The 15,555-nt window shown below is 37.0% G+C and carries 14 protein-coding genes and 2 riboswitches; of the genes, 3 read left to right on the plus strand and 11 right to left on the minus strand.

Going from position 1 to position 15,555, the window contains the following annotated elements:
* Positions 1-159: 159 nt before the first annotated feature.
* From BAU23_RS12440 to groES, 6 genes are all read right to left on the minus strand, one after another.
* Positions 160-1,665: a sensor histidine kinase gene (locus BAU23_RS12440; RefSeq protein ID WP_071734569.1), complete on the minus strand. Its 1,506-nt coding sequence runs from the start codon at positions 1,663-1,665 to the stop codon at positions 160-162.
* On the minus strand, positions 1,649-2,350 hold the full coding sequence (locus BAU23_RS12445) for a response regulator transcription factor (protein WP_000929881.1): 702 nt from the start codon (positions 2,348-2,350) through the stop codon (positions 1,649-1,651). Before BAU23_RS12445 ends, BAU23_RS12440 begins: the two co-directional genes overlap by 17 nt.
* 145 nt (positions 2,351-2,495) lie before the next feature.
* Complete coding sequence (locus BAU23_RS12450; RefSeq protein ID WP_071734570.1) at positions 2,496-3,821, minus strand: NCS2 family permease; 1,326 nt, start codon at positions 3,819-3,821, stop codon at positions 2,496-2,498.
* A 127-nt stretch (positions 3,822-3,948) separates the two neighbouring features.
* Positions 3,949-4,050, minus strand: a riboswitch (purine riboswitch).
* Positions 4,051-4,204: 154 nt separating this feature from the next.
* Positions 4,205-5,743: a glutamine-hydrolyzing GMP synthase gene (guaA, locus tag BAU23_RS12455; protein ID WP_000743923.1), complete on the minus strand. Its 1,539-nt coding sequence runs from the start codon at positions 5,741-5,743 to the stop codon at positions 4,205-4,207.
* Positions 5,744-5,908: 165 nt separating this feature from the next.
* Positions 5,909-6,010, minus strand: a riboswitch (purine riboswitch).
* A gap of 139 nt (positions 6,011-6,149) precedes the next feature.
* Positions 6,150-7,784, minus strand: a complete 1,635-nt coding sequence (gene groL, locus BAU23_RS12460; protein WP_001029988.1) for a chaperonin GroEL — start codon at positions 7,782-7,784, stop codon at positions 6,150-6,152.
* A gap of 37 nt (positions 7,785-7,821) precedes the next feature.
* Positions 7,822-8,106, minus strand: a complete 285-nt coding sequence (groES, locus tag BAU23_RS12465) for a co-chaperone GroES (RefSeq protein WP_000917305.1) — start codon at positions 8,104-8,106, stop codon at positions 7,822-7,824.
* Positions 8,107-8,508: 402 nt separating this feature from the next.
* On the opposite strand from groES, the gene BAU23_RS12470 reads away from it, so the two are divergent.
* Complete coding sequence (locus tag BAU23_RS12470; RefSeq protein WP_000745319.1) at positions 8,509-9,258, plus strand: CPBP family intramembrane glutamic endopeptidase; 750 nt, start codon at positions 8,509-8,511, stop codon at positions 9,256-9,258.
* A complete protein-coding gene (locus BAU23_RS12475; RefSeq protein ID WP_001246201.1) occupies positions 9,255-9,446 on the plus strand; it encodes a YdiK family protein in 192 nt (63 codons plus the stop codon). The genes BAU23_RS12470 and BAU23_RS12475 overlap by 4 nt, the downstream gene beginning before the upstream one ends.
* 29 nt (positions 9,447-9,475) lie before the next feature.
* Here the strand turns inward: BAU23_RS12475 and BAU23_RS12480 are convergent, their stop codons facing one another.
* Positions 9,476-10,105 carry a redox-sensing transcriptional repressor Rex gene (locus BAU23_RS12480; RefSeq protein ID WP_000372704.1) on the minus strand — a complete coding sequence of 210 codons (630 nt, stop codon included), beginning with the start codon at positions 10,103-10,105 and terminating at the stop codon, positions 9,476-9,478.
* 187 nt (positions 10,106-10,292) lie between these two features.
* On the opposite strand from BAU23_RS12480, the gene BAU23_RS12485 reads away from it, so the two are divergent.
* Positions 10,293-12,227 carry an ABC-F family ATP-binding cassette domain-containing protein gene (locus tag BAU23_RS12485; protein WP_000602154.1) on the plus strand — a complete coding sequence of 645 codons (1,935 nt, stop codon included), beginning with the start codon at positions 10,293-10,295 and terminating at the stop codon, positions 12,225-12,227.
* A gap of 471 nt (positions 12,228-12,698) precedes the next feature.
* On the opposite strand, the gene tsaD is transcribed toward BAU23_RS12485, so the two are convergent.
* The 4 genes from tsaD to tsaE are packed head-to-tail and all read right to left on the minus strand — an operon-like array spanning position 12,699 to position 15,318.
* Positions 12,699-13,715: a tRNA (adenosine(37)-N6)-threonylcarbamoyltransferase complex transferase subunit TsaD gene (gene tsaD, locus BAU23_RS12490; RefSeq protein WP_000414578.1), complete on the minus strand. Its 1,017-nt coding sequence runs from the start codon at positions 13,713-13,715 to the stop codon at positions 12,699-12,701.
* Positions 13,715-14,158, minus strand: coding sequence for a ribosomal protein S18-alanine N-acetyltransferase (gene rimI, locus BAU23_RS12495; RefSeq protein ID WP_000367187.1), 444 nt, complete (start codon positions 14,156-14,158; stop codon positions 13,715-13,717). The genes tsaD and rimI overlap by 1 nt, the downstream gene beginning before the upstream one ends.
* Before the next feature lie 13 nt (positions 14,159-14,171).
* Positions 14,172-14,864, minus strand: coding sequence for a tRNA (adenosine(37)-N6)-threonylcarbamoyltransferase complex dimerization subunit type 1 TsaB (gene tsaB, locus BAU23_RS12500; RefSeq protein ID WP_071734571.1), 693 nt, complete (start codon positions 14,862-14,864; stop codon positions 14,172-14,174).
* Entirely contained in the window at positions 14,845-15,318 is a 474-nt protein-coding gene (gene tsaE, locus BAU23_RS12505) for a tRNA (adenosine(37)-N6)-threonylcarbamoyltransferase complex ATPase subunit type 1 TsaE (RefSeq protein ID WP_000049635.1), read from the minus strand. Before tsaE ends, tsaB begins: the two co-directional genes overlap by 20 nt.
* Between the last annotated feature and the right edge of the window lie 237 nt (positions 15,319-15,555).

A 15,555-nucleotide genomic window follows, 5' to 3' on the forward strand; every position in this document is an offset into this window, starting at 1 on the left:
TTTTTATTTCGTTTGTCGCTTTCTGCGTTGTTGCTATCGGCGACTTGTCCTATATTACACCTCTATACTCTAATCGTCAACATGTTTTTCTAAAAAAATATAAAAAGGCTTATTTCTTTTAAAATAAGCCTTTTTATCAAATATCATTCTATTCGTTTATTATTTTTCTATAATTGGTAACGAGACGATAAACTGAATAATACCATCCTCATATTCAGCTCGAATACTACCACCTTGCAACTCAACAATACTTTTCGCAATCGCTAATCCAAGTCCCGATCCTTCTGTTACTCTACTTCTAGATTGATCTTTCTTATAAAAGCGTTCAAACAAACTCCCTAACTCTTCTCTCGTAAACTCTTCACTATGATTCGCAATTACAATTTGTATATCCCGGCGCTGCCTTTGAAGAGAAACTTTTATCTCCCCATCATCTTTACTATACTTAATCGCGTTCATTAATAGATTATCAAATACACGGACCATCTTTTCCGAATCAATCGCTGCATAGGCACGTTCCTCAGGAAACTTCTTAACAAACGCAAGTCCATGCTCTTCTGCCTGCGGTACTAACTCTTCTATTAATTGCTCCAATAACTCATTTATACAAACCTCTTGTTTTTCCAATATAACTTGCTCATTTGTTAACTTCGTATACTCAAATAAATCTTCTATTAAATTCTTTAACTGCTCCGACTTCGCAAAAGCAATTCTCGTATACTCATCATGTTGTTCTTTATTTTCATATTTAGAATCTCGAAGCAATCGCAAGTAACCCATTATAGAAGTCAGTGGTGTACGTAAATCGTGTGATACATTCGTAATAAGCTCATTCTTTTGCTTCTCTAATTTACGTTCCTTTTCTATATTATTCATAAGCTCTTCCGCCATATTATTAATATTCTCAGTTAAAGACGCAATCTCATCTTCACCTTTTTTCTCAATACGGTACGCTAAGTTTCCTTTTTCTATTTCCTTTACACCTTGTGCCATCGCTTCAATTTGCTTCATCTTTCTCTTTGTTATATAGAAGAAAGAGAAAATGAATACAAGTACACCTATGAAAAATGGAAACGGCCCTTCTTGCGTATCATATATTACTTCACCTTCTGGAATCCCACTAACAAACATGTATAAATTCTTATCTTCTATTGTAATAGGTGCAAAAGCTATAAATTCTTTTCTCGTACTTTCAAATTCTTTTCTACCATTCATATAATTAATCGCAAACGATGATGCATTACGAATTGTATTATGCAAATCAATTTGCTCTTCTTGTGCCTGCTTCGTTTTATATAAAACTTTACCGCTCTCGTCAGTGACCAATACTTTTAAAGCTCTAGAATTTTGTTCTAAATTTTGATTCTCTATTTCAATCATACTTGATATAGCTTCTAATTTATTTTCATGAACTGAACTATTTGCCACACTTTGAGCTTGTTGGTTAATTTGCTCCATACCAGCCCGATAATCGATTGTCGCCTCTCGATTCGCATTCTCAAAAAACGGTGCTGCTGCCTTTGCTGACAAAACCCCTAACAACGCACAAGCAGTGAACGCAGTAATAAGTTGAATTCGCACACTCCGTTTCACACTCTTCACTAGCTTCCCAACTAATTCTCGGATTTTCCTAACATAAGTAAATGGATTAAATATCTTTTTCAATCTTATACCCCACTCCCCATACTGTTTTTATATATATTGGCTTCCTTGGATTCTCTTCAACCTTTTCACGCACTTTCCGAATATGAACCATTACCGTGTTATCCGACTGGAAAGATCTTTCGTTCCAAACCTTTTCATAAATTTGTTCCGCGCTAAAGACCATACCTGGATTACGAGCTAACAATTCTAAAATTGAAAATTCCCTTGGAGTTAGTTTCACTTCTTCTCCATCCACAATGACTTTATGGGTTGAGATGTTTATTTTCATCTCTCCAATTTCTAACTCGTCCTCATTTTGAATAGCAAAACCATTCATTTTCATATAACGACGTAACTGAGATTTAATTCTCGCGATTAACTCTAACGGATTAAATGGTTTCGTTACGTAATCATCTGCACCTGTTGTTAATCCTAAAATCTTATCCATATCTTGCGTTTTTGCCGAAAGCATAATAATTGGCATTTCTTTCGATTCTCTTACTTTCATACACATATGAATACCATCTATTTTCGGCATCATAATATCTAATACGACTAAGTGCACTTCATTTTCTTCTAATAGACGCAATCCTTCTTCTCCGTCTCCCGCTTGCAGTACTTTATATCCTTCATTCTTTAAATAGATTGTAATTAAATTTCGAATTTCTTTTTCATCATCTACGACAAGTATTGTTTCGTGCGCCACAATATCTCCTCCATCACTTTTTTAATCCCTAACTTCTATTATAGGAAAACTTCTGAAGAAAAACGCTCGGAAATCCTTAAGATTTTCTGAAGACGCAAAAAAGGTCTAGACTCCCCTTAAGTCTAGACCTTTCAAAAAACCCCTTTTATTTACGAACGTAGATGAAATATAGTACGAATAAAACTCCCATAACATACATAACTGGATGAATCTCTTTCCGACGGCCACTCACAACCATTGTAATTGGATAGAAGATAAATCCAATTGCAATTCCTGTTGCGATACTATACGTAAGTGGCATTGAAATGATAGTAAAGAATGCTGGTACTGCAATCTCGAATTTCTTCCAATCAATTTCTCCTAAAGATGAAACCATCAAGATTCCTACAATAATTAATGCTGGCGCTGTTACAGCTGGTGTCACAACACTTAATAGCGGCGAGAAGAATAGTGCCAGTAAGAAGAACCCTGCTGTTACAACTGCTGTAAATCCAGAACGTCCACCCGCTGCTACCCCTGCAGAAGATTCAATATAAGACGTTGTTGTTGATGTACCTAAGATCGCACCGATTACAGTTGCAATCGCATCTGCAAATAGTGCTTTTCCTGCACGTGGTAATTTATTGTTCTTCATTAATCCCGCTTGATTCGCAACCGCCACGAGCGTACCTGCTGTATCAAAGAAATCGATGAAGAAGAACGTTATAATAACAATACCCATTTCAACAGTGAAAATGTCTCCAAAGTGAGTTAACGCCACACCGAACGTTGGTTCTAGACTCGGTATTGCTCCCACTACAGCTTTCGGTGTATCAATTAATCCAGTCGCTACTCCTAAGATCGCCGTAAGAATCATACCGTAGAATACCGCACCATTAACTTTCTTAATCATGAAGATGATTGTCGTAACAACTCCGAAGATTGCTAGTAACGTTGTGCCCTTTGTTAAGTCCCCCAACCCAACAAGAACAGCATCATTTTTCACGATAATTCCGGCATTTTGGAATCCAAGGAATGCAATGAACAATCCGATACCTGCCGCTACTGCAAACTTTAACTCTGATGGAATTGCATTAATGATTTTTTCACGAATACCTGAAGCAGTAAGAATAATAAAGATAATACCTGACATTAACGTTCCAGCAATTGCCGTCTGCCACGGAATACCCATCGTTAACACTGCCGTATAAGCAAAGAACGCGTTAATTCCCATACCTGGTGCTAAAGCAATCGGATACTTCGCGAATATCCCCATAATTAACGAACCAATTGCCGCTGCTAATGCTGTAGCAACGAATACTGCACCTGGATCCATTCCTGTACCTGCCGGTAATCCTTTAACATTTCCAAGTGACAGCGTAGCAGGATTGACAAATAGTACGTAAGCCATAGATAGAAATGTCGTTAAACCTGCTATGAACTCAGTCTTATAATTTGTGCCGAGTTCATCAAACTGAAAATAGCGTTTCATCTTACGTTTCCCCCGTTATATGATTACTCGCCGTATTTCCCCTAGCCCTCTTTTATCTATAAAAATAAAAAAGGCTTCCATTGCATATACATGGAAGCGTTCTATAAACAAAGACAAGTTTCCCCTCATCTTTATCAAAACGCCTCGTAGTCAAGCCATTTACGGTAGCTAGGTAGAAACTTTCGGGCCATATCCCCGATATTATACGACGGCATAATATTCATTTTTCGTTTGAATTACATACTCATATTAACTCGAGGAGGTGGTTTTGTCAATTTAAAAACGAACATTTTTATAAACTTTTATAATTTCGTTCGTATTAATGGCAAAAACAAAAAAAGATCCATCTATACAAGAACGATAGATGGATCTTTTTTATAATACTATTCCCACTCAATAGTTGCTGGTGGCTTACTTGTTATATCATACACGATACGGTTAACGTGTTTTACTTCGTTTACGATACGTACAGAGATTTTCTCTAATACGTCCCAAGGGATACGCGCCCAGTCAGCTGTCATACCGTCGATAGATGTTACCGCGCGGATACCTACTGTGTAATCGTAAGTACGCTCGTCACCCATAACACCTACGCTACGCATACCAGGAAGCGCAGTGAAGTATTGCCAAACTTCGCGGTCTAAGCCCGCTTTAATAATTTCTTCACGTAAAATCGCATCAGATTCACGAACGATTTCTAATTTCTCTTCTGTGATTTCACCTAATACACGAATACCAAGTCCTGGACCTGGGAATGGTTGACGCCATACGATTTCATCAGGAATTCCTAATTCAGATCCTAATACACGTACTTCATCTTTAAATAACGTGTTTAAAGGCTCAATTAATTTGAACTGCATGTCTTCTGGAAGTCCACCAACGTTATGGTGAGATTTAATTGTTTGTGCAGTTGCTGTACCACTTTCAACGATATCTGTGTAAAGTGTACCTTGCGCTAGGAAGTCCATTCCTTGTAATTTAGAAGCTTCATCATCAAATACGTAAATGAATTCGTTACCGATAATTTTACGTTTTTGTTCTGGATCTTCTACACCTTTTAACTTGTTCATGAAGCGCTCTTTTGCATCCACTTTAATAACGTTCATATGGAAGCCTTCGCTAAATGTTTTCATAACACCTTCTGCTTCATCTTTACGAAGTAAACCGTGATCAACGAAAATACATGTTAATTGGTCACCGATTGCTTTATGGATTAATACTGCTACAACAGAAGAGTCTACACCGCCACTAAGTGCGCATAATACTTTTTTGTCTCCAACAGTTTCACGGATCTTCTCTAATTCTACTTCGATAAAGTTCTCCATGTTCCATCCTTCAGAACAACCACATACGCCGAATACGAAGTTTTTAATTAAATCGTTACCGTGCTCAGAGTGACGTACTTCTGGGTGGAATTGTACACCGTATAAGTTTTTCGCTTCATTGCTCATACCAGCAATTGGACAAGACTCACTTGTTGCATCTACTACGAATCCTTCAGGTAAACCGGTTACTAAGTCACCATGACTCATCCATACAACTTGCTCTTCTGGAAGGTTCGCATATAATTTTGATTCGTTCTCTACTTTAAGAACAGCTTTTCCGTACTCGCGGTGGTTTGCACGTTCTACTTTACCACCGAACTGTTGTGTCATAAGCTGCATACCGTAACAAATACCAAAAATTGGTAATCCTAGTTCAAAGATTTTTTCATCACAATGTAATGCACCTTCACCGTATACACTATTTGGTCCACCAGAGAAGATAATCCCTTTTGGATTCATTGCCTTAATTTCTTCTGCAGTAATTGTATGTGGATGAAGTTCACTGTATACACCGAACTCACGAATTCGACGTGCTATTAACTGATTGTACTGACTCCCAAAATCTAAAACGATAATTGTATCATGCTGTTTCTTCAAAATAATCACCCCAACGTTAGTTCTCGTATATAAATATTTTCACCAATTTGGCGAAAAGCATTACCAATATAATAAAAAAAGCCAGTCCTCCGCCTCTAGTCTCATAACAAAGAAAAGGCAGGGGTCTGGCTTTATAAAGAAAGATAGTCTTCCGCTCTTTATAAATATAAGACGCACTGCCTTCATAGTCAGGTTGTTTACGGTAACCCGGTAGAGACTCTCAAACCATATCATCGAGGATATATGAAGGATTGTTTTATATTATCTTCCTAGATTCTAACAATGAAGTATCGGTATGGTCAAGAGAGAAAGCGACAAAATTCTACAGAAATTAATTTCCTTTTCTCAAAAACACAAAAAAACATCCACTTCTATAAAGAAGTGGATGTTTTCGGGGCGAACGGAATTACATCATTCCGCCCATACCGCCCATGCCCATGCCGCCCATGTCAGGCATTGCTGGTGCATTTGGTTCTGGCTTGTCAGCTACTACAGCTTCAGTCGTTAAGAACATAGCTGCAACAGATGCTGCGTTTTGAAGTGCAGAGCGAGTTACTTTAGCTGGATCTACGATACCAGTTTCAAGCATGTTAACCCACTCGCCAGTAGCTGCGTTGAAACCAACGCCTACTTTTTCGCCTTTTAGACGCTCTACAACTACAGATCCTTCTAGACCAGCGTTGATTGCGATTTGACGAACTGGCTCTTCTAATGCACGAAGTACGATGTTGATACCTGTTGCTTCGTCGCCTTCAGCTACGATAGAAGCTACTTTTGTGTATACGTTCATAAGTGAAGTACCACCACCTGCAACGATACCTTCTTCTACTGCTGCACGAGTTGAGTTAAGTGCATCTTCAATGCGAAGTTTGCGCTCTTTTAACTCAGTTTCAGTTGCTGCACCGACTTTAATTACTGCTACGCCGCCAGCAAGTTTAGCAAGACGCTCTTGTAATTTTTCACGATCGAATTCAGAAGTAGTTTCTTCTAATTGCGCACGGATTTGGCCAATGCGAGCTTCGATTTGTTGTGTATTTCCGATACCTTCAACTACAGTTGTGTTTTCTTTCGTTACAACGATTTTACCAGCGCGGCCTAAAGATTCAACTGTAGCAGATTTTAAGTCACGTCCTAATTCTTCAGTGATTACTTCGCCACCAGTTAAGATTGCGATATCTTCTAGCATTGCTTTACGACGGTCACCAAATCCAGGAGCTTTAACAGCTACTACATTGAATGTACCACGAAGTTTGTTCACTACTAATGTAGCTAACGCTTCGCCTTCTACATCTTCAGCAATGATAAGAAGTGGTTTACCTTGTTGTACCACTTGCTCTAATACTGGTAAGATTTCTTGGATGTTAGAAATCTTTTTGTCAGTGATTAAGATGTATGGGTTATCAAGAACCGCTTCCATTTTGTCAGAATCAGTAATCATGTAAGGAGATGCATATCCACGATCGAATTGCATACCTTCTACTACGTCTAATTCTGTTGTGAATCCTTTAGATTCTTCTAAAGTAATAACGCCGTCGTTACCAACGCGCTCCATTGCTTCAGCGATTAATTGACCTACTTCTTCGTCAGCTGCAGAAATAGCAGCTACTTGTGCGATAGAAGATTTACCTTCGATTGGTTTAGAAATCGCTTTTAATTCTTCAATTGCAGCAGTAACAGCTTTTTCGATACCTTTACGAAGACCCATTGGGTTAGCACCAGCTGTTACGTTTTTTAAACCTTCACGAATCATAGCTTGTGCCAATACAGTTGCAGTTGTCGTTCCGTCACCAGCTACATCGTTTGTTTTGCTAGCAACTTCTGCCACTAATTTCGCACCCATGTTTTCGAATGCATCTTCTAATTCGATTTCTTTTGCGATTGTTACACCGTCATTTGTAATAAGTGGTGAACCGAATTTTTTCTCAAGTACAACGTTACGACCTTTTGGTCCAAGCGTTACTTTTACTGCGTTTGCAAGAGTGTCGACACCGCGAAGCATCGAACGACGTGCTTCTTCACTAAATTTAATATCTTTTGCCATAATAATTGACCCCCTTGGATTTTTAAAATGTATATAATTAACCGATAATTGCTAAAATGTCACTTTCACGTAAAATCAAGTAGTCTGTACCTTCGTATTTCACTTCAGTACCTGCATATTTTGAGAAGATGATAAGATCACCTGCTGCTACCTCTAAAGCAACACGCTCACCATTTTCAAGCACTCGGCCTGTACCTACTGCAATAACTTTACCCTCTTGTGGTTTTTCTTTTGCAGTGTCTGGTAATACAATACCACTTGCTGTTTTTTCTTCTGCTTGAACAAGTTCAATTACAACGCGATCACCTAATGGCTTTAGCATGAACAATAACCTCCTCATTTTGTTATGTAAATTTTATTTATTAGCACTCAAGTCACACGAGTGCTAACACACTTCTAATAATAAATAATCTCAATTTCTTTTGCAAGTAAAAAAATCATAATTTTTTCGCAAATTACTTTATACACTTTCCTATATAGCATTACTTCTTCTACTGCCTTTACCGTATGAATCGTTGTTCCCACTTCTTGTATGTTACAATATGAAAGACACCCTAAGTTGTTTTCGCTAAATGCACAACTTTTTCCTGTCTCCTATTTTATTTTCAAACACTTATTTACAAAAAAAATATAATTCAAATGAAAGTTTATATCGTAGGTAGCATATTTACATGTTATCCTACCTTATCTCATACACTAGCGTTAGAAAGGATGGTTAAACCATTTGAAAAAACAATATTGGTGGATTATCGTTACATACATTTTAATGCAGTTATCAGGCATTGCCGGGTTACCGCTTCTCCTGAAAACTGGACTATACGATAATAGGGGATTTACTAGAGAGGAAAAAATTCAGCTCATAACTGGTCATTGGGCTATCATTAGCTTTTTCATTGCATTATGCGTTGTACTTTGGTTACTCAGAACAGACATTCGTGACAGGCATTTAGATAAAATGCGCTCTACTGTTCCAGCTACAGTTGGATGGATTTTTATCGGATTTTTCTTAGCACTATTTTCACAAAGTATTGCCGGTATGATCGAAATGCGATTATTAGGGATTACACCTGGCTCTGAAAATACAGAAAGACTTATGGACATCGCAAGAACGACACCTTGGTTCCTTATCGTCATATCTATAATAGGACCTATTTTGGAAGAAATCGTATTTAGAAAAATTTTATTCGGTACACTTTATAAGAAGTTTAACTTCTTTATTGCTGCTATCATTAGTTCACTTGTATTCGCGGCGATTCATTTTGATTTTACTCACTTATTGGTATACACTTCTATGGGGCTCGTATTCGCCTTTTTATATGTAAAAACGAAGCGGATTATCGTCCCTATTGCAGCCCATGTTGCAATGAATACATTAGTTGCAGTTGCTCAAGTTTTAGTAAGCAATGAACAAATTCAAGAAATGATTAAAGAAGCTGAAAAAATGCAAGGCTTTATCGGAGGATTTTTTGTATGAGAAACTCACCATTGTTCATGGCTGCATTGTACTTTCTTCTTGGATGTATCTTTACACGTTTCGCCATTACGAACGTAACAGATACAATCTGGAATATGTGGACAATACTATTTGCAGTTATGGCAACAATTGATTTTAATTTGGCACTTCGCCTTATCTTAGTTAAATTCACAAAGAAAAAACAATAATAAAACGCAGAGGTCGCTTCCTCTGCGTTTTATTGTGGATAATTCTTCAAAAAGTAAACCAGTGTTTGTAACTCTACAGCTAAATCAATATGATGAATCCTTATATTCTCTGACACATTTAAGCGTGCTGGTGTGAAATTTAAAATACCATGCACGTTCGTTTCTGCCAATCTATCTGCCACAGATTGTGCTACTGTAGCGGGTACTGTTAATATTGCCACTTGTATATCAGTTGATAAACGTTCTTCTAGTTCATCCAAATGATATACAGGAATGCCTCCGATTTCTGTTCCAACTTTCTCTTCACTAACGTCAAACGCCATTTCAATTTTTGTATTATTGTTTTTCGTGAAATTATAATGTAAGAAAGCGGTCCCTAAATTACCTACTCCAATAAGTGCTACACGTGTTATATCATCTTGGTCGAGTGTTTCACGGAAAAATGATAATAAATAATTTACGTTATATCCATAACCTTTTTTCCCTAACGCTCCAAAATATGAAAAATCTCTTCGAATAGTTGCGGAATCAACCTTTACCGCTTCACTCAATTCGGCTGATGAAACACGTTGCTTACCAGAAAGAGATAAGTTTTGGATAAATCGATAGTATAGAGGCAATCGTTTGGCAGTGGCCTGTGGAATTTTTTGCTGATCCATATAACCTCTCCTCTCTTCCTATCTTTATTCATATACTTGAATCAAATACAGAAGTTTAGTACTCATGAATTTCCTTGTATAATAAAGAGAAGAAGTATTCTCTCTTTATTTTAAACTATACACTATTTTTAGTATGATTGAGAAATATAAACATGGCAAAGTTAAGAAATTATTTGAGGTGAAAACATTGATTTTATTACAAGTAAACGCGCTTTCGAAATTATACGGTGCAGAAACGATTCTTGCAAACATAAAATTGGAAGTACAAACGAAAGATCGTATTGCATTAGTCGGACGAAATGGAGCCGGAAAATCTACATTATTAAAAATAATAGCTGGTGAGTTATCTCATGATGGTGGTGAAATTATAAAACCGAAAGATGTCTCAATGGGGTATTTAGCTCAAAATACCGGATTAGAAACGTCTTTAACAATTTGGGATGAAATGTTAACCGTCTTTACACACTTACAGCAAATGGAGACAAAACTTCGAAGGCTAGAGCAAGAGATGGGCAAAGAAGAAAACTTTTCAAATGCGGCTATATACGAGAAATTATTAGCTGATTATGACCAATTACAATTAGATTATAAAGATCAAGGTGGCTATCAGTACGAAGCGGATATCCGCTCGATTTTAAGCGGTCTTGGCTTTCCAGTTGAGATGCACCAGACAACAATTTCTACATTAAGTGGTGGGCAAAAAACACGATTAGCTCTTGGTAAATTATTATTAACTAAACCAGACTTACTTATTTTAGACGAGCCTACAAACCATTTGGACATTGAAACATTAACTTGGCTTGAACAATATTTACAAGGTTATCCTGGCGCGATTTTAATCGTTTCTCATGACCGTTATTTCTTAGATAAGCTTGTTACACAAGTATATGAAATTTCGAATAAAGAAAGCAGACGATTTGTTGGTAACTACAGTAAATATTTAGACTTAAAATCAGCACTATACGAGCAAGAGATGAAACGTTATGAAAAGCAACAAGATGAAATCGCTAAGCTTGAAGACTTTGTGCAAAAAAATATAGCTCGTGCATCTACAACAAAGCGTGCTCAAAGTCGCCGTAAACAATTAGACAGAATGGAATTGTTAACTAGACCATTGGGCGATTCTAAGTCAGCTTCCTTCCACTTTGATATTGAAAAACAAAGCGGAAATGATGTTTTACAAGTGAAAGATGCAACTATTGGCTATGATGAAGATCCGATTATTGAACATGTAACTATGCGCTTAACTCGTGGGGATAGTGTTGCTTTAGTTGGACCGAACGGAATTGGGAAATCCACATTATTAAAATCACTTGTGAATAAGTTACCTCTGCTAAATGGTGATGTTTCTTTCGGATCCAATGTATCTGTTGGTTATTATGATCAAGAACAAGCTAACTTAACATCTTCTAAGCGAGTTTTAAATGAACTATGGGATGAATATCCTCTGCAACCTGAAAAAGAAATTCGCACTATACTAGGCAACTTTTTATTCACAGGGGATGATGTACTAAAACCAGTATCTTCTCTTAGTGGGGGACAAAAAGCTCGATTAGCTCTTGCAAAGCTTATGATGCAGAAATCAAATTTATTAATTCTCGATGAGCCAACGAACCATCTTGATTTAAATAGTAAAGAAATTTTGGAGAATGCTTTAATTGATTACCCAGGAACACTTCTATTCGTCTCACATGACCGTTACTTTATTAATCGTGTAACGACGACCGTTATTGAGTTATCAACAGAAGGTGCACAAGAATATTTAGGCGATTACGATTACTACGTTGAAAAGAAAAATGAAATGATTGAACGTGCAGAATTTGAACAACAAGAACAGCAAGAAAATCAGGCACCTGTTCAAAAAAATGTAGCGCAAGAAAAATTAAATTATCTCGAAGAAAAAGAGCGTAAACAATTAGAGCGTCAACGCACTCGGAAAATTGAGGAGCTAGAACAAAACATCGTAGAATTTGAAGAAGAAATTGCTACACTAGAAGATCAGCTTTGCTTACCAGAAATATATGCAGATTATGAAAAGGCTAGTGAAATTACATCTAAAAAGCACACACTACAAGAACAACTTGAAGCTTGTATGGCAGAATGGGAAGAACTGCATATATAAGTGAATTTAAACAAGAAGGATGTCTCATACGTCGAGGATGTATGAGACATCCTTTTTATTTTCTATTTTAAAACCAGTGCCGTAGCACATGAAATTATATCAACGATTTTTTGAATATATATACCGTAACTTAAAATATATGAACGATTCGACAAGACATATCGATTAACCGACAAAGATTGACAATAGTAGCAACCTATATAATAAGAGGAGGATGTTTCAAAAGTTTTTTTGGGATATCTTCTTGTTTTTTATTTCCCGAAAAAGAATATCTTTAAAGGTCAGACTTCCTCCACCTTATCCACAGGTTTATACACATATCCACCTTTATAAAATAGACATTAAAATAACTTTTCCACATTATCCACATTACCAAAAAAAGTTATACACATTTTATATACACAACAAAACCCATATTATCAACAGATAATATGGGTTTTGTCCACAGGCTGTGGTTAATTTTGTGTATAACTATGCTTCAATATCTAATCCTGGATTTGCATTTAAAGCTAATGTCGCACGTTTTCCTTGTTCGTATGCAATTGTACCTGCAGCTGCAATCATCGCTGCATTATCTGTGCATAAAGATAGAGGCGGAATAATTAGCTCTATATTTTCTTTTTGTGCAAATTCTGCTTCTAAACGTGCACGAAGCCCTTTATTAGCAGCTACTCCACCAGCAAGAAGCACTTGCTTTACGTTATATGCATCCGCCGCACGAGACGCTTTCGTTACAAGTACGTCGATCACACTTTCTTGGAAACTTGCTGCTAAATCTTCCGGTGCAATTTCTATACCACGTTGTTTTGCGTTATGCACAGTGTTGATAACTGCCGATTTCAATCCACTAAAGCTAAAATCATACGAATCCGGCTCTAGCCATGCACGAGGCAAATCAATTGTCGGCTTTCCTTCATGCGCAAGGCGATCAATATGTGGACCACCTGGATATGGCATAGATAACGTACGAGCTACTTTATCATATGCTTCCCCCGCTGCATCATCTCGTGTTTCACCAATTACTTCAAATGAACCGTGTTCTTTCATATAAACAAGCTCCGTATGTCCACCAGATACAACAAGTGATAGTAATGGGAATTGTACTTCTTTTACTAAACGGTTTGCATAAATATGACCAGCAATATGATGAACACCAACTAGAGGGATATCATGCGCAAAAGCCACAGCTTTCGCTGCATTTACACCTATTAAAAGTGCTCCGACTAAACCTGGGCCTTCTGTTACGGCAATTGCATCAATATCCTCAAAAGTGATATTCGCTTCTTTTAAAGCTTCTTCTAGCACAACTGTAATTTCTTCTACATGGTGACGGGATGCAATCTCTGGTACGACTCCGCCAAAACGCTTATGACTTTCAATTTGTGATGCAACGATATTCGCAATAATTTCCGTTCCATTTTTAACAACTGCTACTGCTGTTTCATCACAGCTTGTTTCAATACCAAGTATAATCGTGTTTTTTTCCATTATATATTCACCCACATTACGAGACCATCTTCCTGATTGTCTGCATAGTATCGTTTACGAATCCCACCATTTTGAAATCCGTATTTTTTGTATAACTGTTTTGCTACTTCATTTGATACGCGTACTTCAAGTGTCATCGTTTTTACTCCTAGGTCTTTCGCCTCCGAAATAACTTCTTTCAATAAGGCATCTCCTAATTTTTGACCTCGGTACTCTGGCAAAATAGCTATATTTGTTATATGTGATTCATCAATAATTATCCACAATCCACAATAACCAATTACGCGACCATCTTTTTCTAGCACAACATAATGTGCATGTTCATTCATCGCTAATTCACGGTGAAAGGCATCTGCAGTCCAAGGAGTTGAAAAAGATGCTTCTTCAATAGCTACAATTTGAGCAATATCATCGAGTGCCATCTTTCTAAATATCATATCCATTTTCTATAGACCTCTACTTCTTTTGACTTTCTAACCAGTTTGTTTCAGCTTCCGCTAAACGAAGATAACTAGGTACAAACGTATGCACATCTTGTTCTTCTTTTTGTAACCCTAAAAATGCTAGCTCACTTGGTCTTGGGTTATTCTTAGTGAAAGGAGCAAATACAGCTTGATCACCTAAGTATTCTATAATTGTTTCTTTATGCAATTTAACATCGTTACCAATAAATAAAACAGGCTGTTCTTTATCTTTTAACATTTGCAACCAGTCAACAATAAGCATAATTCGGTCTTCTTCCATTGAAGTTAATTGCTCCCCTTCATATGTATATAGCCCCGTGTAAATTTGACCACGTCGACCATCAAATAAAGGAGAGATTAATCCATTAAAATTAACACCATTTGCTGCAACTACTTCTAAACTTGATACACCTACAATTGGTATTTGAAGTGACCAAGCTAATGTTTTTGCAGCTGTCACACCTATGCGAACACCTGTATATGATCCAGGCCCAGCTGCTACAACGATTTTAGTCAATTCTTTCGGTTTTACACCACACTCTTTTAAAAGTTTCTCTACAGCTGGCATAAGACGTACAGAATGGTTTTTTGTTAAATTTGTAATGATTTCTCCAATCACGTTCCCTTCCTCAATAAGGGATACACCCATTACGTAATTTGAAGTATCAATTGCTAGTACTTTCATTTTGTAATAGCTCCTCACATAATCTAATATAGCGATTTCCAATTGGTTCGAGTACAATTTTCCTTGTATCATCTCCGGCATGGAATAAACTGATTTGTAACTTTTCATTCGGTAAATATTCTTCTATTAAATGAGCCCATTCTACTACTGTAATCCCTTCACCGTAGAAATACTCATCAAAGCCCAAGTCTTCTTCACTTTCCGCTAAACGATATACATCCATATGATATAGCGGCAATCTTCCTTTATATTCTTTAATAATATTGAAGGTAGGACTATTTACAACTCTTTTCACACCAAGACCCTTTGCTAGTCCTTTTGTAAAAGTCGTCTTGCCAGCTCCAAGATCACCCTCTAAAATAATTACATCTTGTTCCTTTACAAGTCCCCCTAATTTTTCTGATAATCGCTGGGTTTCTTCGGAAGATTTTGTTGTTATTTCATATTTACTCACAGACTTCACCTACTTTACTCACAATGTTCTCTGCTCTTTATTATACAGGTTTTAAATATATAAAAAAGTCCTTAGGAGTTTTCCTAAGGATAGTTTGACTGTCTTTATTAGTTTTTTGTTAAAACAAATAAAAAAATACGAAACAACTTGTTTCGTTCTTTTCTTTATATAAAATGGCGGTCCCGACCGGGGTCGAACCGGCGATCTCCTGCGTGACAGGCAGGCATGTTAACCACT

This window comes from Bacillus nitratireducens (genome assembly GCF_001884135.1).
Taxonomy (GTDB): Bacteria; Bacillota; Bacilli; order Bacillales; family Bacillaceae_G; genus Bacillus_A; species Bacillus_A nitratireducens.

Coding starts and splice junctions, on each gene's coding strand:
- tsaD (WP_000414578.1), bottom strand. CDS start 13,715: ATGGAAAAAAACACGATTATACTTGGTATTGAAACAAGCTGTGATGAA.
- tsaB (WP_071734571.1), bottom strand. CDS start 14,864: ATGAAAGTACTAGCAATTGATACTTCAAATTACGTAATGGGTGTATCC.
- rimI (WP_000367187.1), bottom strand. CDS start 14,158: ATGGATATGATATTTAGAAAGATGGCACTCGATGATATTGCTCAAATT.
- groES (WP_000917305.1), bottom strand. CDS start 8,106: ATGCTAAAGCCATTAGGTGATCGCGTTGTAATTGAACTTGTTCAAGCA.
- groL (WP_001029988.1), bottom strand. CDS start 7,784: ATGGCAAAAGATATTAAATTTAGTGAAGAAGCACGTCGTTCGATGCTT.
- BAU23_RS12475 (WP_001246201.1), top strand. CDS start 9,255: ATGAGAAACTCACCATTGTTCATGGCTGCATTGTACTTTCTTCTTGGA.
- BAU23_RS12480 (WP_000372704.1), bottom strand. CDS start 10,105: ATGGATCAGCAAAAAATTCCACAGGCCACTGCCAAACGATTGCCTCTA.
- BAU23_RS12450 (WP_071734570.1), bottom strand. CDS start 3,821: ATGAAACGCTATTTTCAGTTTGATGAACTCGGCACAAATTATAAGACT.